At 70.7% G+C, this 19,177-nt stretch carries 14 protein-coding genes and 2 pseudogenes; 1 reads left to right on the top strand and 15 read right to left on the bottom strand.

Annotated elements, in window-relative coordinates:
• Nucleotides 1–66: 66 nt before the first annotated feature.
• The 3 genes from HDA39_RS05180 to HDA39_RS05170 all read right to left on the bottom strand — a co-directional run bounded on the left by HDA39_RS05180 (nt 67) and on the right by HDA39_RS05170 (nt 2,601).
• Entirely contained in the window at nt 67–807 is a 741-nt protein-coding gene (locus tag HDA39_RS05180) for a YggS family pyridoxal phosphate-dependent enzyme (protein ID WP_184794091.1), read from the bottom strand.
• Nucleotides 804–1,535, bottom strand: coding sequence for a peptidoglycan editing factor PgeF (pgeF, locus tag HDA39_RS05175; protein WP_184794090.1), 732 nt, complete (start codon nt 1,533–1,535; stop codon nt 804–806). The genes HDA39_RS05180 and pgeF overlap by 4 nt, the downstream gene beginning before the upstream one ends.
• Nucleotides 1,536–1,638: 103 nt before the next feature.
• Nucleotides 1,639–2,601 (bottom strand): S41 family peptidase, encoded by a 963-nt coding sequence (locus HDA39_RS05170; RefSeq protein WP_184794089.1) that lies wholly within the window; start codon nt 2,599–2,601, stop codon nt 1,639–1,641.
• Between the two features lie 58 nt (nt 2,602–2,659).
• On the opposite strand from HDA39_RS05170, the gene HDA39_RS05165 reads away from it, so the two are divergent.
• Complete coding sequence (locus tag HDA39_RS05165; RefSeq protein ID WP_184794088.1) at nt 2,660–3,148, top strand: ArsR/SmtB family transcription factor; 489 nt, start codon at nt 2,660–2,662, stop codon at nt 3,146–3,148.
• Nucleotides 3,149–4,007: 859 nt separating this feature from the next.
• Here HDA39_RS05165 and ftsZ read toward each other — a convergent pair.
• The 12 genes and pseudogenes from ftsZ to rsmH form a co-directional block, all read right to left on the bottom strand.
• Nucleotides 4,008–5,003, bottom strand: a pseudogene (gene ftsZ / locus HDA39_RS42120) (cell division protein FtsZ); the annotation flags it as partial.
• 223 nt (nt 5,004–5,226) lie between these two features.
• Nucleotides 5,227–5,967 (bottom strand): cell division protein FtsQ/DivIB, encoded by a 741-nt coding sequence (locus HDA39_RS05155; protein WP_184794086.1) that lies wholly within the window; start codon nt 5,965–5,967, stop codon nt 5,227–5,229.
• Between the two features lie 19 nt (nt 5,968–5,986).
• Complete coding sequence (murC, locus tag HDA39_RS05150; RefSeq protein WP_184794085.1) at nt 5,987–7,426, bottom strand: UDP-N-acetylmuramate--L-alanine ligase; 1,440 nt, start codon at nt 7,424–7,426, stop codon at nt 5,987–5,989.
• Complete coding sequence (murG, locus tag HDA39_RS05145; protein WP_184794084.1) at nt 7,423–8,511, bottom strand: undecaprenyldiphospho-muramoylpentapeptide beta-N-acetylglucosaminyltransferase; 1,089 nt, start codon at nt 8,509–8,511, stop codon at nt 7,423–7,425. Before murG ends, murC begins: the two co-directional genes overlap by 4 nt.
• A gap of 5 nt (nt 8,512–8,516) precedes the next feature.
• Nucleotides 8,517–9,806, bottom strand: a complete 1,290-nt coding sequence (gene ftsW, locus HDA39_RS05140) for a putative lipid II flippase FtsW (RefSeq protein ID WP_184794083.1) — start codon at nt 9,804–9,806, stop codon at nt 8,517–8,519.
• Nucleotides 9,803–11,261: pseudogene (gene murD, locus HDA39_RS05135) on the bottom strand (UDP-N-acetylmuramoyl-L-alanine--D-glutamate ligase). Before murD ends, ftsW begins: the two are co-directional and overlap by 4 nt.
• Nucleotides 11,258–12,334 carry a phospho-N-acetylmuramoyl-pentapeptide-transferase gene (gene mraY, locus HDA39_RS05130; RefSeq protein ID WP_184794081.1) on the bottom strand — a complete coding sequence of 359 codons (1,077 nt, stop codon included), beginning with the start codon at nt 12,332–12,334 and terminating at the stop codon, nt 11,258–11,260. Before mraY ends, murD begins: the two are co-directional and overlap by 4 nt.
• Entirely contained in the window at nt 12,331–13,725 is a 1,395-nt protein-coding gene (locus HDA39_RS05125; RefSeq protein WP_184794080.1) for a UDP-N-acetylmuramoyl-tripeptide--D-alanyl-D-alanine ligase, read from the bottom strand. Before HDA39_RS05125 ends, mraY begins: the two co-directional genes overlap by 4 nt.
• A complete protein-coding gene (locus tag HDA39_RS05120; RefSeq protein ID WP_460658508.1) occupies nt 13,722–15,248 on the bottom strand; it encodes a UDP-N-acetylmuramoyl-L-alanyl-D-glutamate--2,6-diaminopimelate ligase in 1,527 nt (508 codons plus the stop codon). The genes HDA39_RS05125 and HDA39_RS05120 overlap by 4 nt, the downstream gene beginning before the upstream one ends.
• Before the next feature lie 53 nt (nt 15,249–15,301).
• Nucleotides 15,302–17,098, bottom strand: a complete 1,797-nt coding sequence (locus tag HDA39_RS05115; protein ID WP_337925635.1) for a peptidoglycan D,D-transpeptidase FtsI family protein — start codon at nt 17,096–17,098, stop codon at nt 15,302–15,304.
• Nucleotides 17,099–17,501: 403 nt separating this feature from the next.
• Nucleotides 17,502–18,122, bottom strand: a complete 621-nt coding sequence (gene ftsL / locus HDA39_RS05110) for a cell division protein FtsL (RefSeq protein ID WP_184794079.1) — start codon at nt 18,120–18,122, stop codon at nt 17,502–17,504.
• Nucleotides 18,122–19,096: a 16S rRNA (cytosine(1402)-N(4))-methyltransferase RsmH gene (gene rsmH, locus HDA39_RS05105; RefSeq protein ID WP_184794078.1), complete on the bottom strand. Its 975-nt coding sequence runs from the start codon at nt 19,094–19,096 to the stop codon at nt 18,122–18,124. The genes ftsL and rsmH overlap by 1 nt, the downstream gene beginning before the upstream one ends.
• Nucleotides 19,097–19,177: the final 81 nt, after the last annotated feature.

The raw sequence follows: 19,177 nt of genomic DNA, 5'->3' as shown, positions 1-19,177 counted from the left end.
CCTCCAGCCCTTCGAATCCGGTCCTCCGACAAGTGAGCAGACCTCGCGATCCACTCGATGTCGACACTAGCCCAGTGGGGGACGCGTTCCGAGTAATGCACGCCCGAGCCGGACGTGTGTCGCTCCCTGCCTGATCGCCGCCTCCAGGTCACCGGTCATCCCGGCCGAGATCCAGCCGGCGCCGGCGTGTTCGGAGCGTAGCCGCGACGACACCGCACGGAGCGCGGCGAAGGCCTCGTCGGGGTCGGATCCCAACGGTGCAACGGCCATCACCCCACCGAGTTCCAGCCCGTCGGCGCCGGCGACAGCACCCGCAAGGTCCGGCACGTCGCCCGGCGCGACCCCGCCGCGGCTCATCCCCGTCTCGGCGCCCTCAGGCCCGTACGACGCGAGGCTCACCTGCAGCAGACACCGCACAGTTTTCTCTTCGGCCACCGCGGCCTTCGACAGCGCGCCGACCAGCGAGAGCCGGTCGACGGAGTGCACGACCTGGGCGAGCCGCACGACCGAGCGGGCCTTGTTCGACTGGAGCTGCCCGACGAAGTGCCAGGTGAGCCCCGGCGCGTCGGGCGCCTTCTGCTTCAGCTCCTGCTCGCGGTTCTCCCCCGTGTCGGTGACGCCGAGCGCGGCGAGCGTCCGGACGTCCTCGAGCGGGAACGTCTTGGTGATCGCGACCAGTGTGACCGAGTCCTCAGGGCGTCCGGCGCCCGCGCAGGCCGCGCGGATCCGCTCGCGGACCTGCGCGACGTTGCCCCGCAGCTCGTCCTCGCGGGTCGTTCGCCCAGCCCGGTCTTCCTCGCCGGTCATTCGCCGAGCCTGATCAGCCCGGCGAGGCGGCCGCTGACCTGGCCCTCGCGCCGGTACGAGTAGAGGTCCTCGGACTCGATCGTGCAGCGTGTCCGGTCGACCACTTCGACGCCGAGCTCGGTCAGCTGCGCGGTCACCCCGGCGGCGACATCGATCGACGGCGTACCCCAACTCGTCTCCGCGTACGACGCCGGAACGCGCTCGGCCACCTCGGCCCGCATCTCCGCCGGCACCTCGTAGCAGTTGCCGCAGGCGTACGGGCCGAGTACGGCGGTGATCGACTCGGCGCCGAGCCCACGCATCGCGTCGACCGTGGCCGGCACCACCCCGGCGTACAGGCCGCGGCGGCCGGAGTGGGCGGCGCCGATCACGCCGTTGACCGGGTCGGCGAGCAGGACGGGCAGGCAGTCGGCCGCGCGGACCGCGAGCAGGACGTCGGTCCGGGTCGTGACGAGGGCGTCGGCCTTGGGGTTCGGGCTGACCGGGAGCTCGTCCTCCGGCCGGACCACGTGGACGTCGCGGCCGTGCACTTGGCTGACCCGGACGACTGCCTCCGGGGTCAGGTCGAACGCGGCTGCGACCCGGCGGAAGTTCTCGGCGATCGCCTCGGCCTCGTCACCTGCCGCGCTGCCGAGATTCAGTTCGCCGTACGGCGGAAGGCTGGCTCCCCCGTAGCGATCGGTGAAGGCGAAGCGAGCACTACCGAGAACCTCGTCGTAACCGAACACGCCTGAAGGCTACCCAGCTGACCGGCCCGGCCCCGCACCCGCCACCCCGGCCTCCCCACCGCACCGCATCCCCGCCGCAGCACATCCCGGCGCATCTGGTGGGTCAGCCCACCAAACTGGCCCGGGCCTCGTCGAGGAGCGGGAGGCGTTCGGGTGTGGCGGGGAGCGCGAGGACGTGGTCGACGGCTTCGCGGTAGGCGATGTCATACGCGTCGGTCGCGGGGACCTCGAGGTCGGGGGTGATGCCGGTGCCTTCCCAGTTGGTGCCGGAGACCGGGTTGAGCGCGCGGTGGAGCGGGACGGTCGCTTCCAGGTGGGAGTGGAGTTTGAAGCCCTGCCGCGGGTGGGCGCCGCCGCCGGTGCGTTCGCCGACGACCTTCGCCCGGCCGAGCTGCTGCAGGTCGTAGGTGAGTTCTTCGCCGCCGGAGAAGGTGGATCCGCTGGTCAGGACCCAGATCGGTTTGGTGCCGCCGAAGCGGGGGCCGGGAACGTGGGAGGTCCAGAACTGGCGGACCGTGCCGGTGGCGGGGGTGACCAGATCGTTCAGGTGCACCGGTTCGCCGTCGAACAGGTGGCTGCAGACCAGCGCGACCTGGTCGGGCGATCCGCCGAGGCAGCCGCGGAGGTCGAGGATGAGCGCATCTGTTGCCGAGAGCAACGACATCGCGGCGATCAGGGCGGCGCCGGCGTGGGACGGGTCGTAGAGCAGGGGCTTGATCTCGAGCAGCCCGATGTTGCCGGGCAGCCGCTCGACGCGCGCCATCCCGCCGGCGTCGAGGTGGGCGCGGGTCGCCCAGTAGTTCTCCTCCTCGACCGGATCGGTCTCGTCGGGGACCTCGCCGTGGTGGAACTTGAGGCGCAGATGCTTGTCCTGGTTGCCGATCTGGAGGTCGGTGGTGACCTGGACGGACAGCTGCTCGGGGTCGGTCAGTACGTCGTACCGGCCTTCGGCGGCGGCCTTGGTCAGGCGGTCGGCGATCTCGCGGCCGACGTCGGGGAACACGTAGTGCTCGCTCACGAGGGCGGCCAGGCGGTCCACGATGGTTCGGATCTCGTCGCTGTGCATGGCCAGGAGTGAAGCACGCGGATTGACAAAGCGTCAAGGAACCTTGACGCTTGATCTCATGGACGAAGAGCTGGAAGTCTCCACGGCCGCGCAGTTCAAGGCGCTCGGCCACCCACTGCGGCACCGGCTGCTCTTCGCCCTGGGGCTGGAGGCCGCGACGACCAGTCAGCTGGCGGTCACGCTCGGCACCGGGAAGGGCAACATCGCGCACCACCTCGGCGTACTGCGGGAGGCCGGGATGGTCGAGGTGACCGAAACCCGCCAGGTCCGCGGCGGGACCGAGCAGTACTACCGCCGCAGTGCTCACCGGTTCACCTTCACCGGCGAGGGTGCCCGCGAGAACAACGCCATCGCGTTGCAGGCGGTAGCCGCCGACCTGCAGACCGCCGAGGAACCGATGCTCAACATCCGCAACATCCGCCTGACCAAGCCCCAGGCCGAGGAACTGACCGCTCAGCTGGACAAGATCATCACGACCTTGAAAGACGCAGGCCCAGGCGAACCCCGCCACGGCGTGGTGGTGTCGGTCTACAAGCCACAGACCTGAAGCCTCAGCCGCGCCAAAGGCGGCGGGCGGAAGCCTCGCGGCGGCGGGCGGAGCCCAGCAGGTCTGGGCGGGCGGCGGCCTCGCCGGCGGCGGGCGGAGCCCAGCCGTTCCGGGGGCGACCGCCCTCCTTCCCCCCACCAAAGCGAACGCCCCGGCCGGAGGCCGGGGCGTTCGGGGGTGCTGGTGGTTACTTCAGGAAGTCGGGGATGTCGAGGTCTTCCTCGGGGTCCGGCTTGCGGGTGGGGCGGGTGGGTGGGGTCTGGGCCGGCGTCGGGTTGGACGACGGGGTCGAGTACGGCGCCGGGTTGGACTGGGCCGGCGGCGGGGTGCGGACCGGCTCGCCGGGCTGGGGGCGGGCCGAGTGGGTGGTGCCGGCGCCGGGGCGGTTCTCGGTGTTGGCCGGGACCGGGACGGTGTCGTCGGACGGCGGCGTACCGAACTGGCCCTGGGTGACCTGGGCTTCCTCGGCCGGCGGCTGGTTCGAGCCCGGGGCCGGGTTGCTGCTGCTGAACGGGACCGTGCCCGGGACCTGCGGCGGCGTGGGCTGCGACTGCGGCTGCTGACCCTGCGAAGACTGGCCCTGCGAAGACTGGCCCTGGGAAGACTGGCCCTGCGCGGGCTGACCCTGCGAGGCCTGAGCACCCTGGCCCTGCGACGCGGCGTTCGTGCCGACCCCACCCGGCGAGTACCCGGGAGGGTTGTTGTCGGTGCCCGGCTGGTGCATCTGCGCCGAGAAGCTCTCCTGGCGCGGAGCGGCGAAGCCGTCCTGGCGCGGCGGCGGGAAGCCGGTGCTGTCCTGGCGCGGCGGCGTCGAGAAGCCGTTGTCCTGGCGGGCGGGCGGGGCCTCGGCGCTGCCGGCGCGGTTCTGCGGGCGGGCGCTGTTCATCGCCTGCTCGCGGCGCTTCGGCATGCCGCCGTCGAAGCCGGCCGCGATCACCGTCACCCGGACCTCGTCGCCGAGCGCGTCGTCGATCACCGCGCCGAAGATGATGTTCGCGTCGGTGTGCGCCGACTCCGAGACCAGCTGCGCGGCCTCGTTGATCTCGAACAGCCCGAGGTCCGAACCACCCGCGATCGACAGCAGGACGCCGTGCGCACCCTCGATGCTTGCCTCGAGCAACGGTGAGGAGATCGCCGCCTCGGCCGCCGCCACCGCGCGGTCCTCGCCGCGGGACGAGCCGATGCCCATCAGCGCGGAGCCGGCGTTCGACATCACGGCCTTGACGTCGGCGAAGTCCACGTTGATCAGGCCGGGCGTCGTGATCAGGTCGGTGATCCCGGAAACACCCTGCAGCAGCACCTGGTCGGCCTGCTTGAAGGCGTCCAGCACGGACACGGCCCGGTCGGAGATGGTGAGCAGCCGGTCGTTCGGGATCACGATCAGGGTGTCGACCTCTTCGCGCAGGGCGGCGATGCCGTCCTCCGCCTGGGTCGCCCGCCGCTTGCCCTCGAAGGAGAACGGCCGGGTAACCACGCCGATCGTCAGCGCGCCGAGCGAGCGGGCGATCCGGGACACCACCGGCGCGCCACCGGTGCCGGTCCCGCCGCCCTCACCCGCAGTGACGAAGACCATGTCGGCGCCCTTGAGCGCCTCCTCGATCTCCTCCGCGTGGTCCTCGGCGGCCTTCTGCCCGATGGCGGGGTTCGCGCCCGCACCGAGTCCGCGGGTCTCCTCGCGGCCGATGTCGAGCTTGACGTCCGCGTCGCTCATCAGCAGCGCCTGCGCATCGGTGTTGATGGCGATGAACTCAACGCCCTTCAGACCGTGCTCGATCATCCGGTTGACGGCGTTCACGCCGCCTCCGCCGATACCGACGACCTTGATGAGTGCCAAATAGTTCTGCGGTGCCGCCACGTCCGCGCCTCTCGCCTCGTTCTGTCCCGTTGTGACCAGTTGGCCGTCTATCCAGCCGTCCCCGGCCGTGTTCCAGCGAAAGTTCCAGCGAAAAGACTGAACCTCAAGTGGATGCTTAGAGTTATCTCGACTTTATCGATTGCGTCGCACGCTACGGGACGCGTTCTGCCAATGTCCACGCGCCTCGCCGCCCGTCCCGTGATGTGGTTCGGGATGTGACGCGTTACCTCTTTTCCCCTTTGGTGACAGGGAGATCGGGCGCGGACACGTCGTACACCTTGGCCTGCCGGCGCATCAGCACGCTGAGTACCTCGGCCTTTCGCGCGCTGTCATCGGACCCGCCCCAGACAACCTTCACCCCGGACCCGAGGTTGAGCGTGATCGAGTCCGGCGAGGCCGCCGAGATCGACCGTACCTCGGACCGCAGTGCGACCGGCAATGCGGCTGACACAGTCACGATCGACTTGATCGTCACGTCCCGCCGCTCCCCGACCACGAGCGCCTCCGGCAGCCCGTCCGGCCGCGCGGGCACGGTCTTGAACGCCTTCCCGGTGGCGTCGACCAGCTCGAACTGCTTGCCGTCCGTGACCACGACGACCGGCACCCGCTCGGTGACGACGATCTCCAACTGGTTCGGCCACGCGCGCGTCACCTGCGCGTCGGCGACCGACTGGATGCCGCGCACCCGTTCGGCGATCACGTTCAGGTCGACCTTGGCCAGCGGAGTGCCCAGCGGCGCCTCGGCGACCTGGGTGACCGTTGCCACCGGCACCGTGTCGGCGCCGGTCACCCGGACGCCGTCGACGGCCAGCGCAGACGAGAAGTAGAACAGCCAGACGGTGATCGCGGACAGCAGCACCACCGCGCCGCCGACCGCCCAGGGCAGCCAGCCCTTCCAGCGCACCAGCCGCTGCCGGCGCGCGAACCGCTGCTGGGCCCGGGCCAGATCAGCGTCCTGACTCATGCTGTGCCAGTCTCCGGAATCACTCGATCAGCGCGGCGTTGTGCGCCGCCCGTTCGGCCAGCAGCCCGACCACCTCGGGCCCGATCAGCGTCACGTCACCCGCGCCGAGCGTGACCACGAGGTCGCCTGGCAACGCGAGATCGGCGACCACCCGCGGTACGGCGGACCAGGACGGCTCGAACCGCACCTGCTCCGGCTTCAGCGGCACGTGGTTGGCGATCAGGGCACCGGTGACGCCGGGCTCCGGGTCCTCCCGGGCCGCGAAGATGTCCATCACGACGACCTCGTCGGCCAGCGCGAGCGCCTCGGAGAACTCGGCGGCGAAGATCCGTGTCCGGCTGAACAGGTGCGGCTGGAAGCACGCGATCACGCGCCCCTCCCCCGCCACCTGCCGGGCCGCGATCAGGTCGACGGTCAGCTCGGTCGGGTGGTGCGCGTAGGAGTCGAAGACCCGTACGCCGTCCTCGGCGCCCTTGAACTCGAACCGCCGTCCGGTCCCGGTGAACGACGCCAGTCCCTCGGCCAGGTCGGCCGCGGAGAACCCCAGACCGAGCCCGACGGTCAGCGCGGCGGCCGCGTTCAGCGCGTTGTGCTTGCCGGCCTGCTGCAGGTTCACGACCGGGAGCTTGCGCCCGCGGAAGATCGGCGCGAACGACTGGACGGCACCGGTCGCGGTGATCTCGGTGACGCGCAGGTCGGCGTCCTCGGCCTCGCCGTACGTCCGGACGTCGATGCCACGCTCCCGCGCGAACGAGACCAGCCGGCGAGCACCCGCGTCGTCGAAGCAGACGACCATGAACCCGCCCGGCCGCACCCGGCCGCAGAAGTCCTCGAACGCCTTGAAGTAGCTGGCCTCGTCGCCGTAGTTGTCCAGGTGGTCGGGCTCGACCGACGTGACGATCGACACCTCGGGGCTGTAGGTCAGGAACGACTTGTCCGACTCGTCGGCCTCGGCGACGAACAGGTCGCCGGTGCCGTCGTGCGCGTTCGAGCCCGACTCGTTCAGGTTCCCGCCGATCGCGTACGACGGATCGGCCGCGCAGTGCTGCAGCGCGACGGTCAGCATCGACGTGGTCGTGGTCTTGCCGTGCGTCCCGGCGACCGCGATCGTCCGCCGGCCGACCATCACCGACGCGAGCGCGGCGGCGCGCGGCAGGATCGGGATCCCGGCCGCCCGGGCCGCGACGACCTCGGGGTTGGTCTCGCGGATCGCGGTGGAGACCACGACGGTGTCGACGGCGGCGACGTGCTCGGCGGCGTGGCCGACCCAGCAGGTCGCGCCGAGCGCGCGCAGCGCGGCGAGCACCTTGCCGTCCTTGGCGTCGGACCCGGAGACCTCGATGCCGCGCGACGCCATGATCCGGGCGATGCCGGACATGCCGGCGCCGCCGATGCCGACGAAGTGCACCCGGCCCAGCTTCTCGGCGGGCAGGAGAGTGTCAGGAGCGGTGACGATCACGAAGCAGACCTCACCACATCGAGCACGATCTGCGCCAACCGGTCGTCGGCGTCGGTCCGGATCACGCCTTGGGCTGCTGTGGACATGGCTGTCAGACGCGCCCGGTCGTGCAGAAGTTGCGGCACGGTCGCGCGAACCCACTCCGGCGTGACGGCCGCGTTCTCGACCAGCAGTCCGCCGCCCACATCGACCACGGGCTTGGCGTTCAGCCGCTGCTCACCGTTACCGTGCGGCAACGGAACGTAGATCGCCGGCAGTCCGACGCCGGACACCTCGGTCACCGTGTTCGAGCCCGAGCGGCAGACCACCAGGTCGGCGGCGGCGTAGGCCAGGTCCATCCGGTCGACGTACGACAGGACGCGGTACGGCAGGGGGCCGGTCTGCTCGACCTCGAGGGTGTTCTTCGGCCCGATCGCGTGCAGGACCTGGATCCCGGCGGCCTGCAGGTCGGCGGCCGCGCCGGCGAACGCGTTGTTCAGCTGCTGCGCGCCCTGCGAACCACCCGTGACGAACAACGTCGGCGCCGACGGGTTCAGCCCGAAGAACTCCAGCGCCTCGGCCCGCAGAGCGGCCCGGTCCATGGTCGAGATCGCGCGGCGGATCGGCAGGCCGACGTACCGGCCGTGCGGGATGTCGGTGCCGGGGAACGAGGTGATCACGTTCTCGGTGCAGTAGCGGGCGGCGAACTTGTTCGCGATGCCGGGGACCGCGTTGCCTTCGTGCACGACGATCGGCGTCTTGCGCCGCCAGGCGGCGACGTACGCCGGGGTCGACACGTAGCCGCCGAAGCCGACCAGGACATCGGCCTTGGCCTCGTCGAGGACCTTGCGGGCGGCGCTGACCGAGGTCAGCATCTTGCCCGGTACGGCGAACAGCGCCGGCGTGGGTTTGCGCGGCAGCGGCACCGGCGGAATCAGTTCGAGGCGGTACCCGGCCTCGGGCACCACCCGGGTCTCGAGCCCCCGCTCGGTTCCGAGTGCGATGATCTCGACGGTCGGATCGATCCGGCGCAGGGCGTCGGCGGTCGCGATCAGGGGTGAGGTGTGACCGGCGGTTCCCCCACCGGCCAGAACGATGCTCGGCACAGCTTTCAACGCTCCCGCGTGTTCTCACGGCCGCTCGGGCCAGGTGTGCGCCGCGCCGACATCCACCCGAACAACGGCCGCCGGTGCTCCTTCAGGGCGGCCTGCGCGCCGGGCTCGGCCTTCGCGAAGGACAGCAGCATGCCGACCGCGATCAGCGTCGGCAGCAGTGCGGACCCACCGTACGACAAAAGCGGGAGCGGGATCCCCACGATCGGGAGCAGGCCGATCACCGCGCCCAGGTTGACCAGTGTCTGGGCCATGATCCAGACCGTGATGCCGGACGCGCAGTAGCGGATGAACGGCTCGGTGGACCGGGTCGCGATCCGGATCCCGGCGTAGGCCAGGGTGAGGAACAGCGCGAGCACGGTCAGTGAGCCGATCAGCCCGAGCTCCTCACCGATCACCGCGAAGATGAAGTCGGTGTGCGCCTCGGGCAGGTTGCCCCACTTCTGCCGGCTGTTGCCGATCCCGACGCCCCACCAGCCACCGGTGGAGAGCGCGTACAGACCGTGGTAGGCCTGCCAGCCGACGTCGGTCGGGTCGGCGAACGGGTTCATGAAGTTGGTCAGCCGAGCCATCCGGTGCTCGGCGGTCTTGACGAAGTACGCCGCGATCGCGCCGACCACCACGATCGCCGCGACGAACAGCCGGGTCGGCGCGCCGACCACCCAGATCAGGCCGATCATGATCGCCATCAGCACCAGCGCGGTCCCGAGGTCACGCTGGCCGACGATCAGCGCGATCACCAGGCCGCAGACCGGCGCCATCGGGATCAGCAGGTGCTTCCACTGGGTGAGCAGCTTCTGCTTGCGGGCGTACAGGTCGCCGCACCACATCACCAGCGCCAGCTTGGCGAACTCGCTCGGCTGGATCTGCAGCGGGCCGCCGAACGACAGCCAGTTCGTGTTGCCGTTGACGTTCTTGCCCAGGCCGGGCACGTAGGTCAGCACCAGCAGGAACGTCGAGCCCAGCAGCGCGACGTACGCGAGCATCCGGAAGTGCCGCGGTGTCATCCGGGACGCGACGTACGCCATCGGCAGACCGACGCCGACCCAGATCAGCTGGCGGTAGAAGATCGTGTAGCTGTTGCCGTTCGTGCGCAGCGACAGCACGCTCGAGGCCGACAACACCATCAACAGGCCGAGCACCATCAGCAGGCCGGTCGCCCCGAGCACCAGGTGGTACGACGTGAGCGGCCGGTCCAGCACGTTCCGGATCGCGGCCATCAGTCCGGAGCCGGTACCGCCACCGCGCTCGGGCGACTTCTGCTCCGGCCGGTCAATGATCGACGTCATGCGCGATCACCTCCGGCGTCAGGAACCCAGACGGTTCACGGCTTCGGTGAAAGCGTCCCCGCGGGCTCCGTAGTTGGCGAACATGTCCCAAGAAGCGCAGCCCGGCGCCAGCAGCACGGTGTCACCCACCTGTGCCAGCTTGGTCGCCTCCCCCACCACGGTCTCCATGGCTCCAGTGTCCGTTGACCCGACCACGATCACCGGGACCTCAGGCGCGTGTCGGGCAAGTGCTTCCGCGATCACGGCCTTGTCCTGACCGAGCAGGACGACGCCGCGCAGTCGCTCGCGCGCCGCGACCACGAGCTCGTCGAAGGTCGCGCCCTTGGCCTGTCCGCCGGCGATCCAGACCACGTGCTCGTACGCGAGCAGCGACGCCTGCGCGGCGTGCGGGTTGGTCGCCTTGGAGTCGTCCACGTAGTTGACTCCGGCAACTTCTCCGACGTGCGCGATCCGGTGCGCGTCCGGCCGGAACCCGCGCAGCCCGTCGCGCACGGCAGCCGCCGGTACGCCGAACGACCGCGCCAGCGCGGCCGCGGCCAGCGCGTTGGCGACGTTGTGCGGGGCCGCCGGGGTGATGTCGGCCAGCGTCGCGAGCTCCAGCGCCGAGGTGGCGCGCTGCTCGACGAACGCGCGGTCGACCAGGTACTCGTCGACGAGCCCGACCATCGACAGGCCCGGCGTACCGAGGGTGAAACCGATCGCGCGGCAGCCCTCGACGACGTCGGCGTCCTCGACCAGCTTCTCGGTCGCGGAGTCGGCGACGTTGTAGACGCAGGCGACCTGGCAGTTGGTGTAGATCCGCCCCTTGTCTGCCGCGTAGGCAGCCAGTGAGCCGTGCCAGTCAAGATGATCTGGTGCCACATTCAGCACAGCAGCCGAGTGTGGGGACAGAGACGAAGAATAATGCAGTTGATAACTCGAGAGCTCGACGGCGATCACGTCGTACGGCTCGGGATCCATGACCGCTTCGAGCAGGGGCAGACCGACGTTTCCGGCCGCGACCGCGCGGTGCCCGGCGGCGGTCAGGATCGCGGTCAGCATCTGCACCGTCGTGGTCTTGCCGTTGGTCCCGGTGATGCACAGCCAGGGCGCCGCGTTGGCGGGGTCGCGCAGCCGCCAGGCCAGCTCGATCTCGCTCCAGATCGGTACGCCGCGCTCGGCCGCCGCGGTGTGCAACGGCGAGTGCGGCGCGATGCCCGGCGAGGTGACGACGATCTCGACGTCCGCGGGCAGCTCCGCCGTACTGCCCGGGCCGAGCTTGATCTCCGCGCCGAGCGTGCCGAGGATCTGCGCCTTCTCCTGCAGCTGCTCGTTGTCGCGGTCGTCCAGTACGACGACGTGCTCGGCGCCCGCCTGCAGCAGCGAGTCGGCGCACGCGTAACCCGCCGTACCGAAGCCCAGAACGACGAAGCGCGTGGTCGCCCAGCCGTCGTCGGCGCGTGTGGTCAGACTCATCCGGCAACCCATTCCGCGTAGAACAGCCCGAGCCCCGTGGCGACGCACAGACCCGAGATGATCCAGAAGCGGATCACCACGTTGACCTGTTCCCAGCCGAGCATCTCGAAGTGGTGCTGCAGCGGCGCCATCCGGAACAGCCGCTTGCCCACCCCGCCGGTGCGCTTGGTGATCTTGAACCAGCTGACCTGCAGGATCACCGACGCGGTGATGACGACGAACAGGCCGCCGAGCAGCAGCACCAGCAGCTCGGTCCGGGTCATCACACCGAAGCCGGCCACCGCGCCACCCAGCGACAGCGAACCGGTGTCGCCCATGAAGATCTTGGCCGGCGACGCGTTCCACCACAGGAAGCCGAACAGCGCGCCGGTGAGCGCGGCCGCGACCACAGCGAGGTCGAGCGGGTCGCGCACCTCGTAACACTTGGCGCCCGGTGCGGTCGCGCAGCTCTGGTTGGACTGCCAGATGCAGATCAGCGTGTAGGCGCCGAACACCATCATCGACGCGCCGGTGGCCAGGCCGTCCAGGCCGTCGGCCAGGTTCACGCCGTTCGACATGCCCGCGATCAGCAGCAGGATCCAGATCACCACCAGGACCGGCAGCAGGTGCAGCCACTGGATGTCGCGGATGAACGAGATGAACGGCGAGGCCGGGGTCTGCCCGCGCTCGTCGGCGAACTGCAGCGCGAGGACGGCGAAGACCACCGCGACCATCGTCTGGCCGGCCAGTTTCGCCTTGCTGCGCAGGCCGAGGCTGCGCTGGCGGAAGATCTTGATGAAGTCGTCCAGGAAGCCGACCGCACCCATCCCGGCGAACAGGAACAGCACCAGGATCGCCGAGGCGCTCGGCGGCTTCATCGTCAGCAGCTTCGCGGCGAAGTAGCCGACGATCGTCGCGATGATGAAGACCGTGCCGCCCATCGTCGGCGTGCCACGCTTGGTGTGGTGCGAGGTCGGGCCGTCGTCGCGGATCTCCTGGCCGTACCCGCGCTTGGACAGCAGGTTGATCGCCAGCCGGGTACCGAGCAGGGTCAGGACCATCGAGATCGCGCCCGCGAACAGGATCGAGATCACTGCGCGGCCTCCTGCAGGAGAGCCGTCGCCAGCCGGTCGAGCCCGACGTATCTGGACGCCTTCACGAGCACCACGTCACCCCGTTGCAGTTCCTTGCCCAGCAGCTCGAGCGCTTCGGCCGCGGTCTCGACGTACGCCGACTCGTTGCCCCACGATCCCTCGAGCGAGGCCCCGAGATGGATCGGGCGGGCGTCTTCGCCCACCGCGACCAGCCGGTTCACATCCAGCCGTACGGCGAGCCGCCCGACGCCGTCGTGCTCCTCGGTCGAGGTCTCCCCCAGCTCACCCATCGGCCCGAGCACCGCCCAGGTCCGGGCGCCGCGGGCCCGCCCGATCGCGACCAGCGCCTTGAGCGCGGCCCGCATCGAGTCGGGGTTGGCGTTGTACGCGTCGTTGATCACCGTCACGCCGTCGGCGCGCTCGGTGACCTCCATCCGCCACTTCGACACCGTGGTGGCCTCGTTCAGCCCGGCCGCGGCCTGCTCCGGCGTCAGCCCCGCAGCCAGTACGGCGGCCGTCGCGGCCAGCGCGTTCGCCACTTGGTGCTCGCCGATCAGCTGCAGCTGGATGTCGAAGGACTGTCCGTCGGCCTGCAGCGTGAAGCTCGGCCGGCCGTTCTCGTCGAGCTTCACACCGGTCGCCCGGACGTCGGCGTCCGGCGCCTCGCCGAACCGCCGTACGGTCTGCTCCGTGCGCGACGCCATCGCGGCGACCCGCGGGTCGTCGGCGTTCAGCACCGCGGTGCCACCGGCCACGACGTTGTCGATCATCTCGCCCTTGGCCTGCGCGATCGCGTCCTGGCTGCCGAACTCGCCGATGTGCGAGTGCCCGACGTTCAGCACCAGACCGACCGTCGGCGGCGTGATCCGGCACAGGTAGTTGATGTCGCCGACGTGCCGCGCGCCCATCTCGGCGACCAGGAACCGGGTGGTCCGGTCGGCCTGCAGCGCGGTCAGCGGGTGGCCGATCTCGTTGTTGAACGAGCCGACCGGCGCGACCGTCGGCCCGTACGGCGCGACCAGCTGCGCGATCAGGTCCTTGGTGCTCGTCTTGCCCTGCGAGCCGGTCAGGCCGATCACCGTCAGGTCGGGCAGCTGCGCCACGACGTACCGGGCCAGCTCACCGAGCGCGACCTGCGTGTCCGGTACGACGACGCAGGGACAGCCGTCGACCGGCCGGGTCGTCAGCGAGACCGTCACGCCCGCCGCGGTGACGGCCGGCACGAAGTCGTGGCCGTCGACACGTTCGCCGGGCAGCGCCACGAACAGACCGCCCGGGACCACCTCGCGCGAGTCCTTCGCCACCGAGCCGTCGACGACGGCCGCCGGATCGACGCCGGCGAGCTCACCGCCCACGGCCGTGGCGATGTCACCGCAACTGACAGGGATCACCGGGTCTCCTCCAACAACTCACGCACTGCCTGACGGTCGTCGAACGGGTGGATCACGCCGCCGACGTCCTGTCCTGTCTCGTGGCCCTTGCCGAGCACGACCACGGTGTCCCCCGGGCCGGCCAGCTCGATCGCGGTCCGGATCGCTTCCCGCCGGTCGCCGACCTCGCGCAGGTCCACGCCCGGTACGGCGTCGCGCGCGCCCTCGATCGCGGCGGCGCGGATCAGCGCCGGGTCCTCGCTGCGCGGGTTGTCGTCGGTGACGATCACCGCGTCCGCGGCGCGAGCCGCGGCGGCGCCCATCGCCGGGCGCTTCCACGGATCGCGGTCGCCGCCGCAGCCGACCACGGCGTACAGGCGGCCCTTGGTCGCGCCGCGGGCGGCCCGCAGGGCCAGCTCGACCGCGTCGGGCGTGTGCGCGAAGTCGACGATCACCGCCAGGCCGTCGCGCAGGAAGGTCTCCATCCGCCCCGGCACCCGCGCGTCGCGCAGGCCCTCGGCGATCTGCTCGGCCGGTACGTCGACCTGCCGCAGCATCGCGACCGCGAGCAGCGCGTTGGCCACGTTGAAGTCGCCGGGCAGGACGATCTCGATCGTCAGCTCCTCGCCCGGTCCCCGGATGTCGATCACCGTCGAGCCGTGCTCGGACTGGTGCGTCCCCGCGACCGTCCAGTCCGCGTCCCGCGTGGTCGACACGGTGACCAGCGGTACGACGGTCTGCGCGGCCAGCCGGCGGCCGTACTCGTCGTCGATGTTCACCACGGCCAGGTCGCAGCGCTCGGGAGTGAACAGCGACGCCTTCGCAGCGAAGTACTCCTCGAACGTCTTGTGGAAGTCGAGGTGGTCCTGGCTCAGGTTCGTGAACCCGGCGACCGCATAGCGGGCACCGTCGACGCGCCCCTTGGCCAGCGCGTGGCTGGAGACCTCCATCGCGCACCACGCGACGCCCTGCTCGCGCATCACCGCGAACAACGCCTGCAGGTCGGTCGCCTCCGGCGTGGTCATCGCGCTCTTCACGACCTGGTCGCCGATCCGCGTCTCGATCGTGCCGACCAGAGCGGCCGGGCCGAGCCTGCGCAGGACCGAGTCGAGCAGGAAGCTGGTGGTGGTCTTGCCGTTGGTCCCGGTGATGCCGAGCAGCCGCAGCTCACTGGTCGGTTCGCCGTACACCGTGGAGGCGACGGCGCCGAGCACAGCGCGCGGGTCGGGCACGACCAGCAGCGGCAGACCGGCGGTCAGCGCCCGCTCGACGCCCGCGGGATCAGTCAGTACGGCGACCGCGCCGCTCGCCTGAGCGCCGGCGACGAAGGCCGCGCCGTGCGTCGCGGCGCCCGGCAGCGCGGCGTACAGGTCACCGGGCCGGATCGAGCGGGAGTCGAGGGAGACACCGGTGACGGGGACCTCGGCGGAACCCGCCGGGACCTCCGCCCCAGCGGTTCTGGCCAGGTCGGCAAGGGCGACCGGTACGGTGTGCCGCGGCCTGATCGCGGCTACGGCGCCGCCTGCGGCGGAAGGGGTGGACACGGCCCCAGAGGCTACCGTTCCGGGGCGTGTGACACCTACCTGACCCTGGGTGATCACCAGGTGATGGGGATGACGGGCTGCTTCGCACCGGTCGGCGGGACCGCGTACTTCTGCAGCGCGTAGCTCATCACGTCTCGGAACACCGGACCTCCCTGGAAACCACCGCCCCGCCCGTTGGTGGGGTCCTGCAGTACGACGTACGTAACGAACCGCGGGTTGTCGGCCGGGGCGAATCCGGCGAAAGAGGTGGCCCACTTGCGGTAGCAGCCGCAGGCCGAGTCGACCTCCTGCGCCGTACCGGTCTTGCCCGCCACGCGGTAGCCGGCGATCGCGGCCAGCGGCGCCGTCCCGCCCTTGCCGGTGACGGCCTCCATCATCGTGGTGACCTGCTTGGCGGCCGACTCGCTGACCACGCGGCGCGGCGCGGCGGTCTGGTTGGGCGTCGCGTTGCCGTCGGCGCCGACCCAGTCCTTGATCAGCTTCGGCGGCATGTAGACCCCGCCGTTGGCCACCGCGTTCACCGCGGCCGCCATCTGCACGGCGTTGGCCGACAGGCCCTGGCCGAACGCGACGTTCGACCGGGTCAGCTCGCTCCACTCGTCGCCCGGCGGCATCAGGCCGCGGCTCTCGCCGGGGAAGCCGATCCCGGTCGGTTCGCCGAAGCCGAACTTCTTCAGGTAGTGCACGAAGTCACCGACCGGCATCTGCTGGGCGGCCATGATCGTGCCGACGTTCGACGACTTGGCGATCACGCCGGCCATCGTCAGGTTCAGCACGCCGTGGTCGAAGGCGTCCTTGATCGAGCGGCGCTGCACGGTGTAGACGCCGGGCACCTGCAGCTTGGTGTCCAGCGAGATCAGCCCGGCGTCGGCCAGCGCCGCCATCGTGACCACCTTCTGCACGCTGCCCGGCTCGTAGACCTGCTCGAGCGCACGGTTCTTCAGCGCGGCGGTCTTCACTGGCTTGTTCGGGTCGAAGCTCGGGTAGTTGGCCATCACCAGGATCTCGCCGGTCTTGACGTCGACCGTGACGACCGAGCCGGAGCTGGCCTTGTACTGCTTGACCGCCTGCTCGATCCGCCGCTCGGCGAACCACTGCAGGTCGGCGTCCAGGGTGAGCTGCGCGGACACGCCGGGCTTCGGCTCCTCGACGGTGTGGTCGGCGTTCGGGATCTTGTTGCCCCGGGCATCGACCTCGTACATCGCCTTGCCGTCCTGGCCGGACAGCTTGTCGTTCAGCCCGTACTCGAGCCCGGCCAGACCCTTGCCCTCGGCACCGACGATGCCGACCACGTTGGCCGCGATGGTGCCGTTGGGGTGACTGCGGACCGGGTCGGCCTCGGTGTAGAGGCCGGCCAGCAGCGGCTTCTTCTGCTCCTCGGGCAGCGCCTTGTTCTGCTCCTTGAGCGCCTTATTGCGTTCCTTGAGCTCGGCGGTGATCTGGTTCCAGGTCTGCGGGCTGACCTTGTTCGCGAGGATGACGTACCGGCCCTTGGCGGTCAGCTTCTTCATCAGCGTCGCGTAGTCGACCGACAGCCGCGAGGCCAGTACGCCGGCCAACTGGCTCGCGACCTTGCCCGTCTGGGTCGGGTCGGCGGTGATCGCGACCGCGTCCTCGGACACCGACAGCGGGACGCCGTTGCGGTCCAGGATCGAGCCACGGGAGGCGTGCAGGACGAACGGCTTGGTGTTCTCCTTGGTCGCGGCCAGCGCGTACCGGTCCGGGTCGACGCCCTGGAGAACGATCAGCCGCCCGGCGAACAGCGACAGCACCAGCGCCATCACGCCGAACGTCACCCGCAGCCGCAGCGCGGGACGCCCGAGCTTCAGCAGCCGCGGCGGCTTCTTCACCCGCGGCTTCCGCGGCGCCGGAGGCCGCCGCTTCTGCGCGGGACGCTTCCGGGGCGCCGCCGACTTCTTGGCGAGCGGCCGCCCGTCGGGGCCTACGCGTCGAGGAGCGGGTCGCCCTTCAGCGGTCTTCCGAGGACGGCCCGCGGCGGCCTTCTTGGCAGCACGCCGCGGCAGCTCCTGTCCGTCTCTCGTACGGCGTGGTTCTTCTGCTCTTCGACGTGGCTGGTCTTCACGCCTGCCCCTCTGCTCTTCCGGCGCCGGGCGGCGGGGACGCTGTGCAGCGGGGCGACCGCCCTCTGTACTGGAGCGACGGGACGACGGAGTCTTGCGGGGCGGGTTGCCCCGGCCCGGTTCACCACCGCGTTTGCGTGGTGGCTCGTCTCCCCGTCGTTCCGTCATCCGATCATCCCCCGGTCGGTGTGTTGGTCCCTGTGTCGGTGCTCGCCGGCGGCTTGGTGGCGGCCGGCGGCGTCACCGGCGTACTCGGCTTCACCGGAGTGCTCGGCTTCACCGGCGTGGTCGGCTTGATGGGCGTGGTCGGCTTGATGGGTGTGCTGGCGACCGGCGGCTTCGGTGTCACCGGAGCGGTCGGCAGCCCCGGGCCGAACATCGCCGCCCCGGTCCCCGCCTTGCCTTCGGCCGGTACGCCGAGCACGCGCCCGTCGGACAGCCGCAGGAACACCGGGTTCGGGTTCGGCACCATGCCCATCCGCAGCGACCGGTCGGCCAGGTTCTGCGGCGACTCCAGCGTGCGGACCTGCCGCTCCAACTGCTCCTGCTGGTCACGCAACTGGTCGGCCTGCTGGTTCAGCGCGGTGACCTGGAACGTGCCGCGCTGCAGCTCCGTGTTGAGCAGCAGCAGGCCGACCAGGCCGGCCGCCAGCAGCGACACCACGAAGATGACGAACGGCATCCGCGGCGGCCGGAACGGCGCGCCGTACACGATCCGTAGCTTCGGCTCCTGCTTCTTCGCCGGAGCTGCCGGGGTGACCCGTGCCTTGGACGGGCTGAAGACAGTACTCATCAAGCCACCAGCCCTTTCTCGCGGACTCTCGTTGCGGCCCGGACCCGGGCCGAGGCGGCCCGCGGGTTGGCCGCCACTTCGTCCTCGGTCGGCCGTTCGGCCCCGCGGGTGAGCAGTTTCAGGAACGGTTCGTGCCCGGCCGGGATCACCGGCAGGTCGTCCGGTACGTCGGACTTCGCACCCGCCGCCAGCGTCTGCTTGGTGATCCGGTCCTCGAGCGAGTGGTAGCTCATCACCACGATCCGCCCGTGCAGCGCCAGCGACGCCACCGCCGCCGGCAGCGCGCGCCGCAGCACCTCGAGCTCGCCGTTGACCTCGATCCGCAGCGCCTGGAAGGTCCGCTTGGCCGGGTGTCCCCCGGTCCGGCGGGCCGCCTGCGGGATCGCGTCGCGGACCAGCTCGGACAGCCGGGCGCTGTTAGTGAACGGCTCGGCCTCCCGGGCCCGGACGATCCGGTCGGCGATCTTGCGGGAGAACTTCTCCTCGCCGTACTGGAACAGGATCCGGGCCAGGTCGGCCGCGCTGTAGGTGTTCAGGATGTCGGCCGCCGTGGTCGGCGCGGTCGAGTCCATCCGCATGTCCAGCGGCGCGTCCTGCGCGTAGGCGAAGCCACGGTCGGCCTCGTCCAGCTGCATCGAGGAGACGCCGAGGTCGAACAGGATGCCGTCGATCGCGGGCACGTCGAGCTCGTCGAGGACGCGCGGCAGCTCGTCGTACACGGCGTGCACGAAGGTGGTGCGTCCGGCGTACGGCGCGAGCCGCTCGCCGGCCAGCCGCAGCGCGGCGGGGTCACGGTCGAGCCCGATCAGGTGGGCCTCCGGGCAGCGCTCCAGGAACGCCTCGGAGTGTCCACCGAGCCCGAGCGTGGCGTCGACGAGGACGGCACCAGGGTGCTGGAGGGCCGGGGCCAGGAGGGCGACGACCCGGTCGAGCATGACGGGGACGTGGCGGTCGGACGGCGTCGGGACGGTCATGGCGTCAGCCACCCGTTCCCTGCGCGTCGCGCTCGGCACCGTCCATCTCGACCCTTCCGATAGCCGCGGGAGCGACCCTGC

This window comes from Kribbella italica, assembly GCF_014205135.1.
Lineage (GTDB): Bacteria > Actinomycetota > Actinomycetes > Propionibacteriales > Kribbellaceae > Kribbella > Kribbella italica.
This window is presented reverse-complemented; position numbering and strand designations above follow the sequence as displayed.